Raw genomic sequence first — 15385 nt, forward strand, 5'->3', positions numbered from 1 at the left:
GGTGGCACTGGTGCCGCTGGCCTATCTGATCGCGCGCGTCGCCGGGGCCGGGCCCGATGCCTGGCTCGCCGCGGTGACCCGCCCGCGGGTGGGGACACTGGCAGCCACGTCCATGCTGCTCGCCCTGGTCGTGGCGATCGGGTGCCTGGCGCTCGGCGTCGGCAGCGCCTACCTGGTCACCCGCACCGATCTGCCCGGGCGGCGCCTCTGGGCGGTGGTGGCGGCACTGCCGCTGGCGGTGCCCAGTTACGTCGCCGCGTTCAGTTGGTCGGCGGTGGCGGACCTGTGGTCCTCAACCGCCAGGTTCGAGGGGTTCTGGGCCGCCGCCCTGGTGCTGACCCTCTACACCGCGCCGTACGTGTATCTGCCGGTGGCCGCGGCGCTGGCCGCGACTGACGCCGGGCAGGAGGAGGTGTCCCGCTCCCTGGGCCGGGGCCCGTGGCAGACCCTGATGACCGTCACCCTCCCGCAAGTGCGCCCGGCCATCGCCGCCGGTGGCCTGCTCGCCGTGCTCTACGCGCTGTCGGACTTCGGAGCGGTGTCGCTGCTGCGGGTGGACACCTTCACTCGCGCGATCTTCACCGCCCTGGGTTCGGGCTTCGACCGGATCGGCGCACTCAGCCTGGCCAGCATGCTCGTGCTGCTCACGCTGCTGATCCTGGCGATCGAGCACAGCACCCGCCGCCGTGGCGCCCGGTACGCCCGCACCGGCAGCGGGGTGCGTCGCTCCGCCCCCATGCACCAACTCGGGAGGTACGGGCGCTGGGTCGCCTACGCCACCATGATGGGCACCGCACTGGTCGCCCTCGGGGTCCCGGCGGTCGCGATGGCTCGCTGGTCCGCTCGCGGTTTGTCCCAGCCCGGCTCGGTCGGGGAGGTGCTCAGCGCAGCGTCCGGGTCTGTCGGGCTTGCCCTCGCGGGTGCGCTGGTGACCACGGCGCTGGCGATCCCGGTGGGGCTGTACGTGGCCCGTCACCCCGGACGGCTGGCTCGGGCGCTGGAACACGCCGCCTATCTCGCGCACGGCCTGCCCGGAGTGGTGGTCGGTCTGTCACTGGTGTTCCTGGGCGTGGCCGTGCTGCTCCCGCTCTACCAGAGCGTCTGGTTGCTCGCCGTGGGGTATGCCACGTTGTTCCTGCCCCTGGCCCTGGCCGCGGTGGCCGGGGCCGCCGCGAAGGCACCGCCCGGCCTGGAGGAAGTGAGCCACTCCCTCGGGGAGGGCCCGGGGCGCACCTGGGCACGGGTGACCCTCCCGCTCACGCTCCCGGGTGTGCGCGCCGGGGCCGCGCTGGTGTTCCTGGCGTGCATGAAGGAGTTGCCGGCCACGTTGCTGCTGCGGCCCACCGGGATGGAGACCCTGGCCACCCGGCTGTGGTCGGCCACCGAGGTGCAGCGCTACGCCGAGGCCGCGCCCTACGCCGTGCTGCTGGTCCTGCTCGCCGCGCTGCCCACCTGGCTGCTGACGGTCCGCAGCGGGATCCGCGGGGCCGGCGTGAGCAGTGAGAAACCTCACCCCCAGGTGGCGCCGGAGAGTGTGAGGGTGGAACCGTGAGTGCTGTCGAAGTAGTCCAGGTGCACAAGGCCTTCGGCCAGGTGCGGGCCCTGGACGGCGTGGACCTGAGCCTGGGCGCGGGCAAACTGCTCGCGGTGCTCGGGCCCTCCGGCTGCGGCAAGACCACACTGCTGCGTGTCCTCGCCGGGTTCGAGGAGATCGACGCCGGCCGCATCGCCCTGGAAGGTCGGGCGGTGTCCCTGCCCGGGGTGCACCTACCCCCGCACCGGCGCCACGCAGCCATCGTGCCGCAGGACGGCGGCCTGTTCCCGCACCTGTCGGTGGCGGACAACATCGCGTTCGGCCTGGGCCGGCGCAAACTGGGCCGTCGCGGCACCCGGGACCGGGTCGCTGAATGCCTGGACCTGGTCGGCCTGTCCGGCCTCGGCAGCCGGATGCCGCACGAGCTCTCCGGCGGACAACAGCAGCGCGTGGCGGTCGCCCGGGCACTCGCGCCCCGGCCTCCGCTGGTGCTGCTGGATGAACCGTTCAGCGCCCTGGACGCCACCCTGCGCACCGAGGTGCGCCAGGTCGTCCGCCAGGCCCTGGCCGAGGACGGGGCCACCGCGTTGATGGTCACGCACGACCAGGCCGAGGCGTTGTCGATGGCCGATGAGATCGCGGTGATGCGCGCCGGGCGGATCCTGCAGGCGGGCCGTCCCGCTGAGATCTACCGCGCGCCGGTGGACCCCTGGGTGGCCGGGTTCGTGGGCGAGGCGCAGTTGCTGCCGGTCCTGGAGCGCGACGGGCAGCGGGTGCGCACGGTGCTCGGTTGGTTGGGTGTCACCGGGACACCCGGTCCGGGGCAGACCCAGGTCATGCTGCGCCCCGAGCAGGTCACCATCCACCCCGCCGAGGGTCCCGGCGCTCCGGCCACCGTGGTGTCGGTGGACTACTACGGCCACGACGCCCTGGTGATCCTACGCGCCGGGGATCACACCACGGTGCTCTCCCGGGTAGTCGACGGCCCCCAGGCGGCACTGCAACCAGGCACGCCCGTGACGGTGGCGGTACTGGGCAAGGCCCGGTGCTACGCCGGTAACTCCGAGACCGGGGCCGAACCCGTCGTCGGGCATCCCGCCGGACATGACGCGCCCGGCACCGGCGATGCCGGCACCTCCGGCTCCGCCCAGCCGCAGTACCACTGACACCCACCCCGGGCCGCGTCCCGGCACCGGCGGTTCAGGCCGTTCGATCTCGGGTGCACCGCGGCCCACTTCGGTACCGTCGTGGCCATGAGCAGTCACGACGTCGTCCGCTCCCCCACCGGGACCGCCCTGACCGCCAATTCCTGGCAGACCGAGGCACCCCTGCGGATGTTGATGAACAACCTCGACCCAGCGGTGGCCGAACGCCCCGAGGATCTGGTGGTCTACGGCGGCACCGGCAGAGCGGCGCGCGACTGGCCCAGCTACCGCGCGATCGTGGCCACGCTGACCGGCCTGGAGGCCGATGAGACCCTGCTGGTCCAGTCCGGTAAACCCGTCGGTGTGATGCGCACCCACGAATGGGCACCGCGGGTGCTGATCGCCAACTCACACCTGGTGGGCGACTGGGCCTCCTGGCCGGAGTTCCGGCGCCTGGAGCAGCTCGGGCTCACGATGTACGGACAGATGACGGCCGGCTCCTGGATCTACATCGGAACGCAGGGCATCCTGCAGGGCACCTACGAGACCTTCGCCGCGGTGGCCGCGAAGAGGTTCGGCGGCACCCTGGCCGGGACACTGACCCTGACCGGTGGGTGCGGCGGGATGGGCGGTGCGCAACCCCTGGCGGTGACGCTCAATGGTGGGGTGTGCCTGGTGGTGGACGTGGACGGGGCCCGGCTGCGCCGTCGGGTCGGCACCCGGTACCTGGATGAGGTCGCAGAAGACCTCGATGCCGCCGTCACCCGGGTGGAGACGGCCCGGGCTGCGCGCGAGGCAGTCTCGGTGGGTGTGGTGGGCAACGCCGCGGACGTGTTCACGGAACTGCTCCGCCGGGACGTGGCCATCGATGTGGTCACCGACCAGACCTCGGCGCACGATCCACTCTCCTACCTGCCCCAGGGTGTGGACCTGGCCGACTGGCACGACTACGCCGCCGCCAAACCCGAGGAGTTCACCGTCCGCGCCCAGGAATCGATGGCGGCGCACGTGGAGGCGATGGTCGGCTTCGCCGATGCCGGCGCGGAGGTGTTCGACTACGGCAACTCCATCCGCGACGAGGCCCGCAAGGGCGGGTACGACCGGGCCTTCGAGATCCCCGGGTTCGTCCCGGCCTATATCCGTCCGTTGTTCTGTGCGGGCAAGGGCCCCTTCCGGTGGGCGGCGCTGTCCGGGGACCCCGCCGATATCGCCGCGACCGACGAGGCGGTCCTGGACCTCTTCGGCGAGAACGACCACCTGCGCCGGTGGATCCGCGCCGCCCAGGAGCGGGTCAGCTTCGAAGGGCTGCCCGCGCGGATCTGCTGGCTCGGTCACGGCGAACGCGATCGCGCGGGCCTGCGGTTCAACGAGATGGTGGCCGATGGCACCCTGCGCGCTCCGATCGTGATCGGCCGGGATCACTTGGACTGCGGCTCGGTGGCCTCCCCCTACCGCGAGACCGAGGCGATGGCCGACGGGTCCGATGCGATCGCGGACTGGCCGATGCTCAACGCCATGGTCGCCGCCTCCTCCGGGGCCACCTGGGTCTCGCTGCACCACGGCGGCGGGGTGGGCATCGGGCGCTCCATCCACGCCGGCCAGGTCAGCGTGGCCGACGGCACCGACCTGGCCGCCCGGAAACTGGCGCGCGTGCTCAGCAACGACCCTGCGATGGGCATCATCCGGCACGTGGACGCGGGGTATGAGTCCGCCGAGCAGGTAGCCCGTGACCACGGCGTCCCGATCCCGATGCACACCGCGCCCGGTTCGGAGACCTGATGGCCGCCATCGCGATCACCGGGATCGCAGAACTGGTGACCGGTGACCCGGCGCTGGGCACCGGCCCGCTGGGGGTGCTCGAGGACGCCGCCCTCGTCATCGAGACCGACGACGACGCTGCCACGGCGGGCGGTCTGCCCGCGCCCGGCGGGTCTGCTCCGGGGGCCGGTGACGGCGCCACCAGCCCGCGCGGGCGGATCGCCTGGGTGGGCCGGGGCCGGGTGACACCCGCGGCCGACGCCCGCATCGACGTCGACGGGGCATGCGTGCTGCCGGGGTTCGTGGACTCCCACACCCACCTGGTTTTCGCCGGGGACCGCTCGGCGGAGTTCGCCGCCCGGATGAGCGGGCAGTCCTACGACGGCGGCGGGATCGCCGTGACCGTGGCGGCCACCCGGGAGGTCTCCACGCGGGTGCTGCGTGAGCGGCTCCGGGCGTTCGTGGCCGAGGCCCGCGCCCAGGGCACCACCACGATGGAGGTCAAGTCCGGTTACGGCCTGGACGTGGCCAACGAGGTGCGCTCGCTGCAACTGGCGGCGGAGGTGACCCCGGAGGTCACCTTCCTGGGTGCGCACGTGGTACCACCGGAGTTCGCCGGGCGGGCCGACGCGTACGTCGACCTGGTCAGGGGGCCGATGCTGCGCGAGTGCGCCCCGCACGCCCGGTGGGTGGATGTGTTCTGTGAACCGGCGGCGGCCTCGGCTTTCGACGGTGAGCAGTCACGGGCAGTGCTGGAGGCGGGCGCCCGGGCGGGCCTGGGTCTGCGCGTACACGGCAACCAACTCGGGTACGGGCCCGGGGCACAACTGGCGGTGGAACTTGGGGCGGCCAGTGTGGACCACTGCACGTACCTGTCCGATGAGGACGTGATGGCCCTGGCCGGCTCGGACACCGTGGCCACTCTGCTGCCCGGGGTGGAGTTCTCCACCCGGTCGCCCTACCCCGATGCACGCAGGTTGCTGGACGCCGGGGTCACCGTGGCGCTGTCCACCGACTGCAACCCCGGCACCTCCTTCACCTCCTCGATGCCGCTGTGCATCGCCCTGGCGGTGCGGGAGATGGGGATGAGCGTGGACGAGGCGGTCCAGGCGGCCACCACCGGTGGCGCGGCGGCGCTGCGGCGCGAGGACGTGGGGCACCTGGGGGTCGGGGCGCGGGCGGACCTGGCGGTGCTGAACGCCCCGACCCGGACGCACCTGGCCTACCGGCCCGGAGTGCCGTTGGCTCGGACGCTGGAGTGGAGTGAGCACGCCGGGGGTTGAGTCGGCGGCGACCGCCCGGGGCGGAGTGTGGCGGAAATCGACTCCTACAGCCGGTAGGATCAAGTCGGCCATCAGCCCCGAACCGAGGCAAGATCCGTGATTACCCTGACTCTGCTCGTGTCCATCGCCCTGATCGCCACCGGCGCCGTGGCCTACATCGCCACCGCTGCCGCCAGCATCACCGCGCTGATCCCCGCCTTCGTGGGGGTGCTGCTGCTGGTCTGTGCCCTGATCGCACGCGGGACGAAGGCCCGCAAACCCGCCCTGATCGTGGCCCTGGTGCTGGCGCTGCTGGGGGCGCTGGGCTCCCTGCCGAACCTCATGGGCCTGGGCGACCTGTTCGCCGGGGATGCTGACAACCCCGGGGCGATCATCGCCAGCACCATCATGTTCGTGTTGCTGCTGGTCCTGGTGGTGGCCGGGATCCGCTGGTTGCTCGCCTCCCGCGCTGCGCGCTGACTGACGCGCACGCGCCGAGTACGCGCCTGGCCCGGGACGCCTCACTCGGGCGGGCACCGGCTCCGGCCGGCCGGTGCCCGCCGGCTCAGGCGGGCCCGTATGTCCACCGGCCGGCGACTATGGTCGCCCAGACCGGCATGGTCCGCAGCGCCTGACCGTCCGCGGTGTGGGGGTCGACGTCGGTCAGCACCAGGTCGGCGTCCTGGCCCACGCGCACACTCCCCTTCCCGCGCGTACTGGCCGCCAGCGCCGTCGAGACCGGTAGCGCCTGCTCGGGGTGCCACGGCTCCCGGCCGTCCCGGCTGCGGGTCACCGCGGCGCTGATCGTCACCCACGGGTCCAGTGGCGCCACCGGCGCGTCCGAACCCAAGCGGATCGTCGCGCCGGCCCGGGCCAGGTCCGCCAGCGGGAAGCACCACCCTGTGCGCTCGGGCCAGTACTGCTCGGCCAGATCCCGGTCATCCATGGCGTGCTCGGGTTGCACACCGGCCACCACGCCCAGGGCGGCGAACCGCGCATGATCGGAGGGGTGCACCAACTGGGCGTGCTCGATCCGGCCGCCGGAGCCGGTGGCCTCGAAGGCGTCCAGTGCGGCGGTGACAGCCAGATCCCCGATCGCGTGCACCGTGGCGGTGATGCCTCCACCGGCTGCCCGCCGGACCAGTTCCACCATCTCGGTCACGTCGTACTCCCGGTACCCATAGCCCCCGCCGGGAGCCCGGTCCACCTGGGCTGATCCCCGGTAGGGGTCGCGGCACAGCGCGGTGCGGGTGTTCAGCGACCCGTCGGAGAGGATCTTCAGCGGTCCCACCCGCACCAGCCCACCGGTTCCGGGCACCACCTGGCCACTGCGCCAACCCTCGGCCAGCGCCGCCGGGAGCCGGTCGGGGTAGATCCCGGCCTCCACCCGGACCAGGGCCGGCACGGCGGCGCTGAGCCGGGTGCGCCAGTCGCTGATGTTGTCCGCCCACTCCAGGTCCACCACACCGACGACACCGCGGGCCGCCAACAGCGGCAACGCCTTGGCCAGGGCGCCTTCCGCCCCGGCTACGGTCGCAGCGTCCAGCCGAGGCATCGCCTCGAACCACGCGCCCTCACGGACCAGCCCGTCGGCCCCGACCGTAACCTGCAGCAGGTCCGCGCCGGCGGTGTTCACCCAGGCGCAGTGCAGGTCACCCGAGACGAGCACCACGGGCACCGAACCGGCTACCTGATCGAGGAGATCCCGGCTCGGAACGTCGGGCCACAGCGCGTCACGGAACCCGTAACCCACCACGGGGCGGTCCGTAGGCAGGGCGGTGCGCACCAGGTCCATCACCTGTGCCGCCGAGGTCGCCCCGCTCAGGTCCAACCGGGACATCGCCAGGGCCCACTGCACCATGTGGGTGTGCTCATCCCACAGGCCCGGGAGCAGGTAGCGGCCCTCGGCGTCGATCTCCGCGGAGCCGGCCGGTGCCTCCACGTGCCCGGTGGGGACCACCCGTACGACCCGACCGTCCGTGATCGCGGCGTCCCACACCTCCTCGCCCGGGCCGCCCCCAGCGGCAGGGCGACCATCCCCGGCCCGGCCGGGTGCGCCGTCGTCGGCTGCCAGGGGTCCTGGCAACCGCACCCTACGGATCACGAGCGGCGCATCCCCGGTGCGCGGCTCCCGTTCGATCGCTTCCATGCACACTCCCTTCCCGCAAGGAGGGTACGTGCCTGGATGCCCGGACGTGCCCAGATGCCCCTGCCGTGGCACCACCGGACTGAGGGAGGGAGGCGGCCGGTGCGGGAAGGCGGCACTCCCGGGGGGGAAGGCTGCATGACCCAGGCGCGGGTAAGCCGGGGTCGCGAGGCACCTACCACATGGGACTAGGGTTCAGGAGGTGATCGTCGACCTGACCCGCGCCGAGGCGGTGACAGGCGCCGACGAGGTCACCACCCTCTACGCCGCCGCGTTCGGCTACCCTTCCTCGGTCACCCGGCAGTTCACCGACACCTACACCCGGTGTATGCGCGAGTACAACGGCGCGCGGCTGCTGCTAGCCCGGCTGGACGGAGCGTCGGTGGGCTTCGCTTTCGGATTCACCTTCGAACGCGGGCACTGGTGGCCCGAACAGATCGGTCCCACCCTGCAGGCGGCCGACCATGCGGATTGGATGCAGGACGCCTTCGAACTCGCCGAACTGGTGGTGGCCCCCGAGCACCAGGGCAGTGGCACCGGGGGCATGCTCCTGCATCACCTGTTGCACACCACCCGGCACCAACGCGTCCTGCTGGCCACGGCCCCGACCAACCCGGCACGCCGGCTGTACCGGCGGGCCGGGTTCGTCGAGCTCCTGCCGGACTTCCGGTACGGCGACAGCGGCCCGGCCGCGGTGATCATGGGCCGGGACCGGGACAGCACCGGGCCGCCGGCCTCACCACAACGTGGCGTCGGCGCGGGGAGTTAACCGACCCGGGGCGAGCGGTTCGGGTTCGGGGACCTCCACCTGGTGGCTGTGCACCAGAAAGTTGTCGATCCGGTCCTTACGGATCATCACCTTCAGCGCCCGGGCATCGCCGCTGGGCTGGCGGCCCTGGGCGAAGTCGCCGAGCACGGTGTGGAAGTTGCCGGTGTTGACCTCCAGCACCTTCATGGAGAAGAACCGGACCGCTTCCTTGAACCGGCCGGCGTAGGACAGTTCGTTGAACCCCTTCCGGGCCACGTACCCGGCGTCCCGGCGCCACCTGTTCCATTCGATCGTGGCGGCGTTCTGGTTGTCCTTGGCCTTCCAGGTCTGGTGCTCATAGAGCACGAACCAGAACTTGCCGTACTCCTGCACGCACGCCCGCACCGAGGCGGCGTCGTTACCCGGGGCCTCCTTCTGCACATGGTCAGAGGCCTTCAGGTCCCCGTAGTGGGCGACGGTGGGACCGTCACGGAACTGCAGGTCGTAGTCGAACCCGCCGGGGGTCTTGTTCTTCAGGTGCCGCACCCGGTCGGTGTGGCCGCCGGCGTGGAGGAACTCCTCCAGCCGGTACTCCAGGTAGAAGCCGGGCCACTCGCCCTGGAACCTGTCGGGCCAGGCGGCCCGGTGCATCCGCTGCACCGCGGTGCTGGACATGGTCAGTTGACCGTCGATGAATACCTCGTTGAACTGCTGCAGGACCTCCAGATGCGGATCGGTCCCCACGTCGCCGGTGCGCAGATAGTGCGCGAAGGAGTCCGCGCGCACGCTGGTGAGCCGGTTACCGTTCCGGTCCCGACGGCTGAAGGAGCCACGCGCCTGGGCCTGGAACAGATCATTGGTGGACACGTGCGCGGCGGAGTTGTTCGCCTTCCGCGCCACGTAGGTGTCGGGGTCGAAGTCCACGAAGATCGTGGTGCCTTCGTAGTGGTAGAGGCCGATGAAGCGCGGCCGCAGCCCACCTTCCCGGAGCAGGTGATGGATGCCGATCCACTGGTTCGGTATCTGGATCCGCTTCTTGAACCCTGGCCAGGGATGGCCCAGATGGTGCACCTGCCGCACCAGCAACGCGTTGTCCTCGGCTATCAGAACCATCTCGGAGCCCACCTGCTGCACGTAGACCTCCGGCAGATACCGCCCCAGGATCGCCACGCGCTCGGCCGGGCGGATCCTGGCGTCGGTGTCCTGGACCACCGTGCCGTCCGGGCCGATCTGGTCGACCACCTGTGCGCCCATGCCTGGGTTCTCAGGCGACGCCGGCCTGCGCCAGGGCCGAGCCGGGCGCCATCGCCACATCGGGGTTGGCCGGCGCCTGCCGCACCGCGCGGGCCAGGCCGGGTGAGCGGTCCTCGACGTCATCGATGGTGCGCACCAGGTGTTGGCGCAGCACGTAGTAGGCGGCCCCGACGTTCACCCCGTTGCCCATCTGCCGGTAGGAGGCGGCTGCTGGCTGGTCGCCGAAGGTGAACTCATCGGGCAGGCCCTGCAACCGGGCGGCCTCGCGCGGGGTCAGCCGGCGCCGTCTGTCCCCCAGGATGGTGGTCTGGGTGATCGCGACCAGGGCCGGCACGTAGGTGGGCTTCTTGGCTCTGATCCCGGAGGGCCGGAAGTGCATGATCGTGGACCACAGCGACTCGGCGTCCTGGGCCTGCCACTCGAGTTTGCGTCTCGAGGCCGGGAAGTGGGCCAGGTGCTGATGCCGCTGCAGCCAGCCGTCCAGCACCCGCTGGTGGCTGCGGTAGAACTCGGCGTTCTTCCGCAGGAAGTTCGCCTTCCACAGCGGGGTCCCCTGCGTGATCTGCGGCTCGGGCAGGAACGCATCGGCCCAGATCGGAAAGCCCGGCAGCGTGGCCACCCGCGGGCGCATGATCTGCACGAACTCATCCCACACGCTGATCCACTCGGTCTCGGTGGGGCTGAGCCGGTAGCGCTGCAGGTCCGGGATCTCCTCCTCGCTCAGCAGCGGTAGATCGGACCGCAGATCCCACCGGTGCGGGTCCCAGAGGCCGCCGTCGGGCCGGGCCACCGGCCGGTTGGGCACCACGGGCTCGTCGCAGGACTGCGCCCACGCCCGGCGCGGCCCCACGTAGGTTCCGGTGATGAAGACCCGGTCACGCACCTGCGGGCGTCCGCCCAGTTCGGGTGGGAGCAGGTGCGGGGAGAAGATCGTGGGAGTGGTCGAGACCTGGTAGCCCAGGTCCCGCAGGGTGCGGATGATGGTGGCCCAGGTGTCGCGGTGCCGCGGCCCGGCCAGGTTGCGCACGTTCTCCAGCAGGATCGCGGTGGGCCGGCGTTCTGCCAGCACCCGGGCGATGTTGAAGAACAGCGTGCCGCGGGTCTCCTCCATCCCCTTCTGGAAGCCGGACTTGGAGAACGGTTGGCAGGGGAAGCCGGCGGCCAGCACGTCATGGTCGGGCACGTCCATGCGTTCGGCGGTGAGCGGGATGATGTCCCCGTGCACGCCCATGTCCCAGTTGTCGCGGTACACCCGGGCGGCCCCCGGGTCGATCTCGGAGGCGAATGTGGCCCGCCCGCCCAGGGCGCCGAGGACGGCGTGGAACCCGCCGACGCCGGCGAAGAGGTCGACGAAGTCGAACGCCGCCTCACCACTACCGCCCAGCATGCTGGCCAGCTTACCCCGCTCAACGGCCGGTCCCGGCTCGCCCACGCCCACGACGCCCGACGACGGCGCAGCCCCCGCACGTTCACGCTTCACCCCGGGCGGGCAGAACACAGCGGTCATCGAGACTCCTCGGCTTTCGTCAGCAACGAGATCGACCGTATGCCCCACCTGTGACATCGCCGCCGGCGAAGTCCCCGGCGAATCCGCTGTCGAACGAGCGGCTGGTGATCCGGTGGCTGATCCCGGGTGACCCCGGCGCGGTGGACGCGGGATCAGTACAGGAAGTAGGGGAAGAAGTCCGGGTTGTGGGAGTGCACGATCGCGAGGAAAACGATGACGTCGAAGAGCAGGTGCACGATCACCACGTAGGTCAGCGAGCGGGTCTTGGTGAAGATGTAGCCCTGCAGCAGCGCGAACGGTGCGGTCAGCAGCGGGCCCCAGTGGGTGTAGCCCAGTTCGTAGAGGAAGGAGACGAAGATGATGGCCTGCAGGATGTTGGCCGTCCACATCGGAAAGTGGCGGCGCAGCAGCACGAAGCAGGTGCAGATGAAGAACAGTTCATCCCAGGTGCCCACGTAGTTCACGCCGATGAAGAAGCGGACCAACTCGCTGGTGTCGGTGATGGCCGGCCAGTTCTGGTACGCCCCGGATCGGATGAAGTAGAACGGCAGGATCAGCCAGCCCAGGAACGGGACCAGCAGCATGTAGCCCTTCTGCACCGGGGTCCATTTGCGGTGGCCCCGCCAGGGGAACCGGATCGCCCTGCGCCGGTAGATCAGCCGGTCGATCAGGAACGGGGTGGCCACCGCGAGCGCCAGCACGATCCCGATCGTGAAGAACCGGTCCCAACTCACGTCGGCCGCCACCGATGTGGTGGACACGATCGTGATACCCACGCCGATCAGCAGCAGGTCCTTGGCCAGGCCGCGGTCCACCAGGTAGGCCGCCCCCAGGCTGGCGATCAGCACCGCATGGCCGGGCCAACCCACCTCGATGCCGAAGAGCAGGAACGCCGACAGGCTCACCCCGAATGCCGGCAACAGTTTGCGATGCCAGCCCGGCGGTACCACGTCCATGTCATGGACGGCATCGGCGGCGGTCTCGGGCCGACGGTCGGCGCGCCCGGCACGGTCGGTACCCTCGTAACCGGACGCGGTCACCCGATCACCGTCGCGGCGAGGACGCACGTCCGCCTCGATATCGGTGGAGCCGTGGTCACCATCGGGGTCCGATACCGCGGGCGAGGAAGGCACGCCCACATTCTGCCAGGGATCGGGCATGCCGCCAGACCGGCACGGGCGACCTCAGGTGAGCCCCGCCGTCGTGCATCCTGCACCCGGGGTGCACCTCGTCGTCGTCCGTGCTGCCGGCAGGCCGACCACCCCTACCCGGCTATTCCACCCAGCCGAGTTCGGCCCGCAGGGCGGCAGGAAGGATGTGGTCCACCCGGTCCAGCACATACGTGGGCCGGTGGGCGGGTTCGGTGTCGGCCACCTCGTCGGCCGTGGAGTCCCCGGTCAGCACCATCGCCGAAGGCATGCCGGCGTCGGCCGCCATCCGGATGTCGGTGTGCAACCGGTCCCCCACCATCAGGGCGTTGACAGGGTCCACATCGAGGCCGGCGAGCGCGGCGGTGAGCATGTCCGGATCCGGCTTGCCCACGTTCTTGCTCAGCTTCACCCCGGTGCACGCCTCGACCGCCGCGACGATCGCGGCGGCGTCGGGTTCCCCGCGTCCGCCGGGGAAGGGGCAGTACCGATCCGGGTTGGTGGTGACCAGGATCGCTCGGCCGTGGAACCACAGCGCATCGAAGGCGATCTGCAGTTTGGCGTAGGTGAAGGTGCGGTCGTAGGAGGCGATCACGATGTCGATCTGGGCCGGATCGTCGGTGATCGCGATTCCGGCCTCGCCCAACGCCCGCACGAGTGGCTCCTCGGCGATCGGGAAGACCTTCGCCTGCGGGTGATGGGTCTGCAGCCACCGTGTCATCGTCACCACGGTGTTGACGATCTCGTCCTCGGCGGTGGGCAGGCCGAGCCGGTCCAGTTTCTCGGCGTACTGCCGCGGGTCCTTGGTGGGGTTGTTGGACAGGAACCGCACCGGCAGTCCCCGCCGGCGCAGTTCGGTGATCAACCGGGTGGCCCCGGGCAGCATCTCCTCACCCAGGTAGACCGTGCCGTCCATGTCGAAGATGTAGGCCTCGAAGAGGCCGGTGGGGGCGGGTCCGGGGAGGACTGGGCCGGGCATGAGACTCCTTGGTCGTCGGGGTGGCCACGTTGCTCGGCAGGGCGGCCGCGTTGCACAAAGGGTGCGATTAGGAGAAACATAGGGCACAGTCCGGCCCGGGGTTGCGTGTACCCCGGGCTCGTGTCCGTGCGAGCCGTGGAGGAACTGCCTTGTTCTCAGCCTTGACCCCCCGAAGCAGGGCTGATGCTCTGGCCGCGCTGGGTACCGAGCAGTTGGACGTGCTGGTGATCGGCGGTGGGGTCACCGGCGCCGGGGTCGCGGTGGACGCCGTCACCCGGGGCCTGCGCACCGGGATCGTGGATATGCAGGACTGGGCCGGCGGTACCTCCGCCTGGTCATCGAAACTGGTACATGGCGGGCTTCGCTACCTGTACAACCTGGATTTCACACTGGTTGCCGAGGGGCTGCGGGAGCGCGCGCTGCTGCTGACCACCACCGCCCCGCACCTGGTCCAGGCCCAACCGTTCCTGTGGCCGCTGAAGCGCCGGGTGATCGAACGGGCCTACTCCGCGGTGGGGGTGGGCATGTACGACGCGATGGCCGTGGCCGGATTCCGCGGGCGGGCGGTGCCGCTGCAGAAGCACTACTCCAAGCGGGGCGCGCTGCAGTTGTTCCCCGACATCCGCCCGGACGAACTCATCGGTGCGATCCGCTTCTACGACGCCCGGGTCGATGACGCCCGGCTGGTCACCACCCTGGTCCGCACCGCCCAGTCCTACGGCGCTCACGCCGCCTCGCGCACCCAGATGGTGGACCTGATCAAGGACGGCCCCCGCGTGGTCGGCGCCGAGGTGGTGGACCTGGAGGCCGGTCAGCGTCACCGCGTCTACGCCAAGCACATCATCAACGCCACCGGGGTGTGGACCGAGGACACCGAGGCCCTGGCCACCGATGAGGCCAAGGTGCGGGTGCTGATGTCCAAGGGCATCCACATCGTGGTGCCGCGCCACCGGATCCGGGGCCGGGCCGGGATCTTCCTGCGGACCGAGAAGTCGGTGCTGTTCATCATCCCCTGGCAGCGGTACTGGATCATCGGCACCACCGACACCCCCTGGAGCGAGGAGCCGCTGCGGCCGGTGGCCACCCGCCCGGACGTGGACTACCTGCTCGAGCACGCCAACGGGGTGCTGCGCTCGGAGTTGACCTTCGAGGACATCATCGGTGTCTACGCCGGGCTGCGTCCGCTCGTGCAGCCAAGCGAGGACGCCGCCTCCACCAAGATCTCCCGCGACCACACCGTGCTGGAGGTGGCACCGGGGATGACGGTGATCACCGGTGGCAAACTCACCTCGTACCGGCTGATGGCCGAGCACGCGGTGGATAGCGCAATCGGCCCCGAGCGTGCCAAGGCCCGCCCCTCGGTCACCGCCCGCACCCCGCTGGTGGGCGCCAGCGGGTTGGAGGCGATCACCGCCCAGGCCGGCCGGATCGGTGCCCGGCACGGGTGGACCGGAGACCGGTTGCAGCACCTGCTGGGCCGTTACGGCACCGAACTGGCCCAGATCAGCGCAGCGGTGCAGGACGACCCGGGCCTGGGTGAGCCCCTGGCCGCCGCGCCTGCGTACCTGCGCGCGGAAGTGGCCTGGGCGATCACCCACGAGGGAGCCCTGCACCTGGAGGACATCCTGCAGCGGCGGGTCCGGCTGTTCTATGAGTCGCGTGACCGCGGGCTGGCGGCGCTGACCGAGATCGCCGACATCGCCGCCCCGTTACTGGGTTGGGACGGCGAGACCAAGTCCGCCGAGATCGACTCCTACCGGGCACTGGCCCGGGCCGAGGAGGACGCCCTGTCCGCCCTGGCCGACGACGCGGCGGTCCGAGCCCGCTCCCAAGCACCCGAGCGGGTGCCGCTGGCCCCGATGGGCCGGGAGGACTGAGATCCCGGTGACGACGCGACCGGGGCC

The 15385-nt window shown here is 71.0% G+C and carries 12 protein-coding genes; 7 read left to right on the plus strand and 5 right to left on the minus strand.

Annotated features, from left to right (window positions below):
• Position 1: 1 nt before the first annotated feature.
• The 5 genes from ACO0LV_RS03940 (at position 2) to ACO0LV_RS03960 (ending at position 6179) form a co-directional block, all read left to right on the plus strand.
• Positions 2 to 1552, plus strand: coding sequence for an ABC transporter permease (locus tag ACO0LV_RS03940; RefSeq protein WP_424786560.1), 1551 nt, complete (start codon positions 2 to 4; stop codon positions 1550 to 1552).
• Complete coding sequence (locus ACO0LV_RS03945; RefSeq protein WP_424786561.1) at positions 1549 to 2700, plus strand: ABC transporter ATP-binding protein; 1152 nt, start codon at positions 1549 to 1551, stop codon at positions 2698 to 2700. Before ACO0LV_RS03940 ends, ACO0LV_RS03945 begins: the two co-directional genes overlap by 4 nt.
• An 87-nt stretch (positions 2701 to 2787) precedes the next feature.
• On the plus strand, positions 2788 to 4458 hold the full coding sequence (locus ACO0LV_RS03950; RefSeq protein WP_424786562.1) for a urocanate hydratase: 1671 nt from the start codon (positions 2788 to 2790) through the stop codon (positions 4456 to 4458).
• A complete protein-coding gene (gene hutI / locus ACO0LV_RS03955) occupies positions 4458 to 5720 on the plus strand; it encodes an imidazolonepropionase (protein ID WP_424786563.1) in 1263 nt (420 codons plus the stop codon). Before ACO0LV_RS03950 ends, hutI begins: the two co-directional genes overlap by 1 nt.
• Before the next feature lie 96 nt (positions 5721 to 5816).
• A complete protein-coding gene (locus tag ACO0LV_RS03960; RefSeq protein WP_424786564.1) occupies positions 5817 to 6179 on the plus strand; it encodes a hypothetical protein in 363 nt (120 codons plus the stop codon).
• An 85-nt stretch (positions 6180 to 6264) separates the two neighbouring features.
• Here the strand turns inward: ACO0LV_RS03960 and ACO0LV_RS03965 are convergent, their stop codons facing one another.
• Positions 6265 to 7848, minus strand: a complete 1584-nt coding sequence (locus ACO0LV_RS03965) for an amidohydrolase (RefSeq protein WP_424786565.1) — start codon at positions 7846 to 7848, stop codon at positions 6265 to 6267.
• A 199-nt stretch (positions 7849 to 8047) separates the two neighbouring features.
• Between ACO0LV_RS03965 and ACO0LV_RS03970 the strand changes: the two genes are divergently transcribed.
• On the plus strand, positions 8048 to 8614 hold the full coding sequence (locus tag ACO0LV_RS03970; protein ID WP_424786566.1) for a GNAT family N-acetyltransferase: 567 nt from the start codon (positions 8048 to 8050) through the stop codon (positions 8612 to 8614).
• On the opposite strand, the gene ACO0LV_RS03975 is transcribed toward ACO0LV_RS03970, so the two are convergent.
• The 4 genes from ACO0LV_RS03975 to ACO0LV_RS03990 form a co-directional block, all read right to left on the minus strand.
• On the minus strand, positions 8582 to 9847 hold the full coding sequence (locus ACO0LV_RS03975; protein ID WP_424786567.1) for a hypothetical protein: 1266 nt from the start codon (positions 9845 to 9847) through the stop codon (positions 8582 to 8584). The genes ACO0LV_RS03970 and ACO0LV_RS03975 overlap by 33 nt on opposite strands.
• 10 nt (positions 9848 to 9857) lie before the next feature.
• Positions 9858 to 11354: a DNA cytosine methyltransferase gene (locus ACO0LV_RS03980; protein ID WP_424786568.1), complete on the minus strand. Its 1497-nt coding sequence runs from the start codon at positions 11352 to 11354 to the stop codon at positions 9858 to 9860.
• 152 nt (positions 11355 to 11506) lie between these two features.
• The gene (locus ACO0LV_RS03985; RefSeq protein ID WP_424786569.1) at positions 11507 to 12487 is read right to left on the minus strand and encodes a type II CAAX prenyl endopeptidase Rce1 family protein; all 981 of its coding nucleotides are present in this window, start codon (positions 12485 to 12487) and stop codon (positions 11507 to 11509) included.
• A gap of 139 nt (positions 12488 to 12626) precedes the next feature.
• A complete protein-coding gene (locus ACO0LV_RS03990) occupies positions 12627 to 13481 on the minus strand; it encodes an HAD-IIA family hydrolase (RefSeq protein WP_424786570.1) in 855 nt (284 codons plus the stop codon).
• 149 nt (positions 13482 to 13630) lie between these two features.
• Between ACO0LV_RS03990 and ACO0LV_RS03995 the strand changes: the two genes are divergently transcribed.
• Positions 13631 to 15358 (plus strand): glycerol-3-phosphate dehydrogenase/oxidase, encoded by a 1728-nt coding sequence (locus tag ACO0LV_RS03995; RefSeq protein WP_424786571.1) that lies wholly within the window; start codon positions 13631 to 13633, stop codon positions 15356 to 15358.
• Positions 15359 to 15385: the final 27 nt, after the last annotated feature.

Source organism: Pseudactinotalea sp. Z1739, from assembly GCF_049725055.1.
Taxonomy (GTDB): domain Bacteria; phylum Actinomycetota; class Actinomycetes; order Actinomycetales; family Beutenbergiaceae; genus CALKWS01.

What these genes read in the sequence shown, in the direction of transcription:
- ACO0LV_RS03950 (WP_424786562.1), top strand. Translation starts at nt 2,788, where the DNA reads ATGAGCAGTCACGACGTCGTCCGCTCCCCCACCGGGACCGCCCTGACC.
- hutI (WP_424786563.1), top strand. Translation starts at nt 4,458, where the DNA reads ATGGCCGCCATCGCGATCACCGGGATCGCAGAACTGGTGACCGGTGAC.
- ACO0LV_RS03965 (WP_424786565.1), bottom strand. Translation starts at nt 7,848, where the DNA reads ATGGAAGCGATCGAACGGGAGCCGCGCACCGGGGATGCGCCGCTCGTG.
- ACO0LV_RS03975 (WP_424786567.1), bottom strand. Translation starts at nt 9,847, where the DNA reads ATGGGCGCACAGGTGGTCGACCAGATCGGCCCGGACGGCACGGTGGTC.
- ACO0LV_RS03980 (WP_424786568.1), bottom strand. Translation starts at nt 11,354, where the DNA reads ATGACCGCTGTGTTCTGCCCGCCCGGGGTGAAGCGTGAACGTGCGGGG.
- ACO0LV_RS03990 (WP_424786570.1), bottom strand. Translation starts at nt 13,481, where the DNA reads ATGCCCGGCCCAGTCCTCCCCGGACCCGCCCCCACCGGCCTCTTCGAG.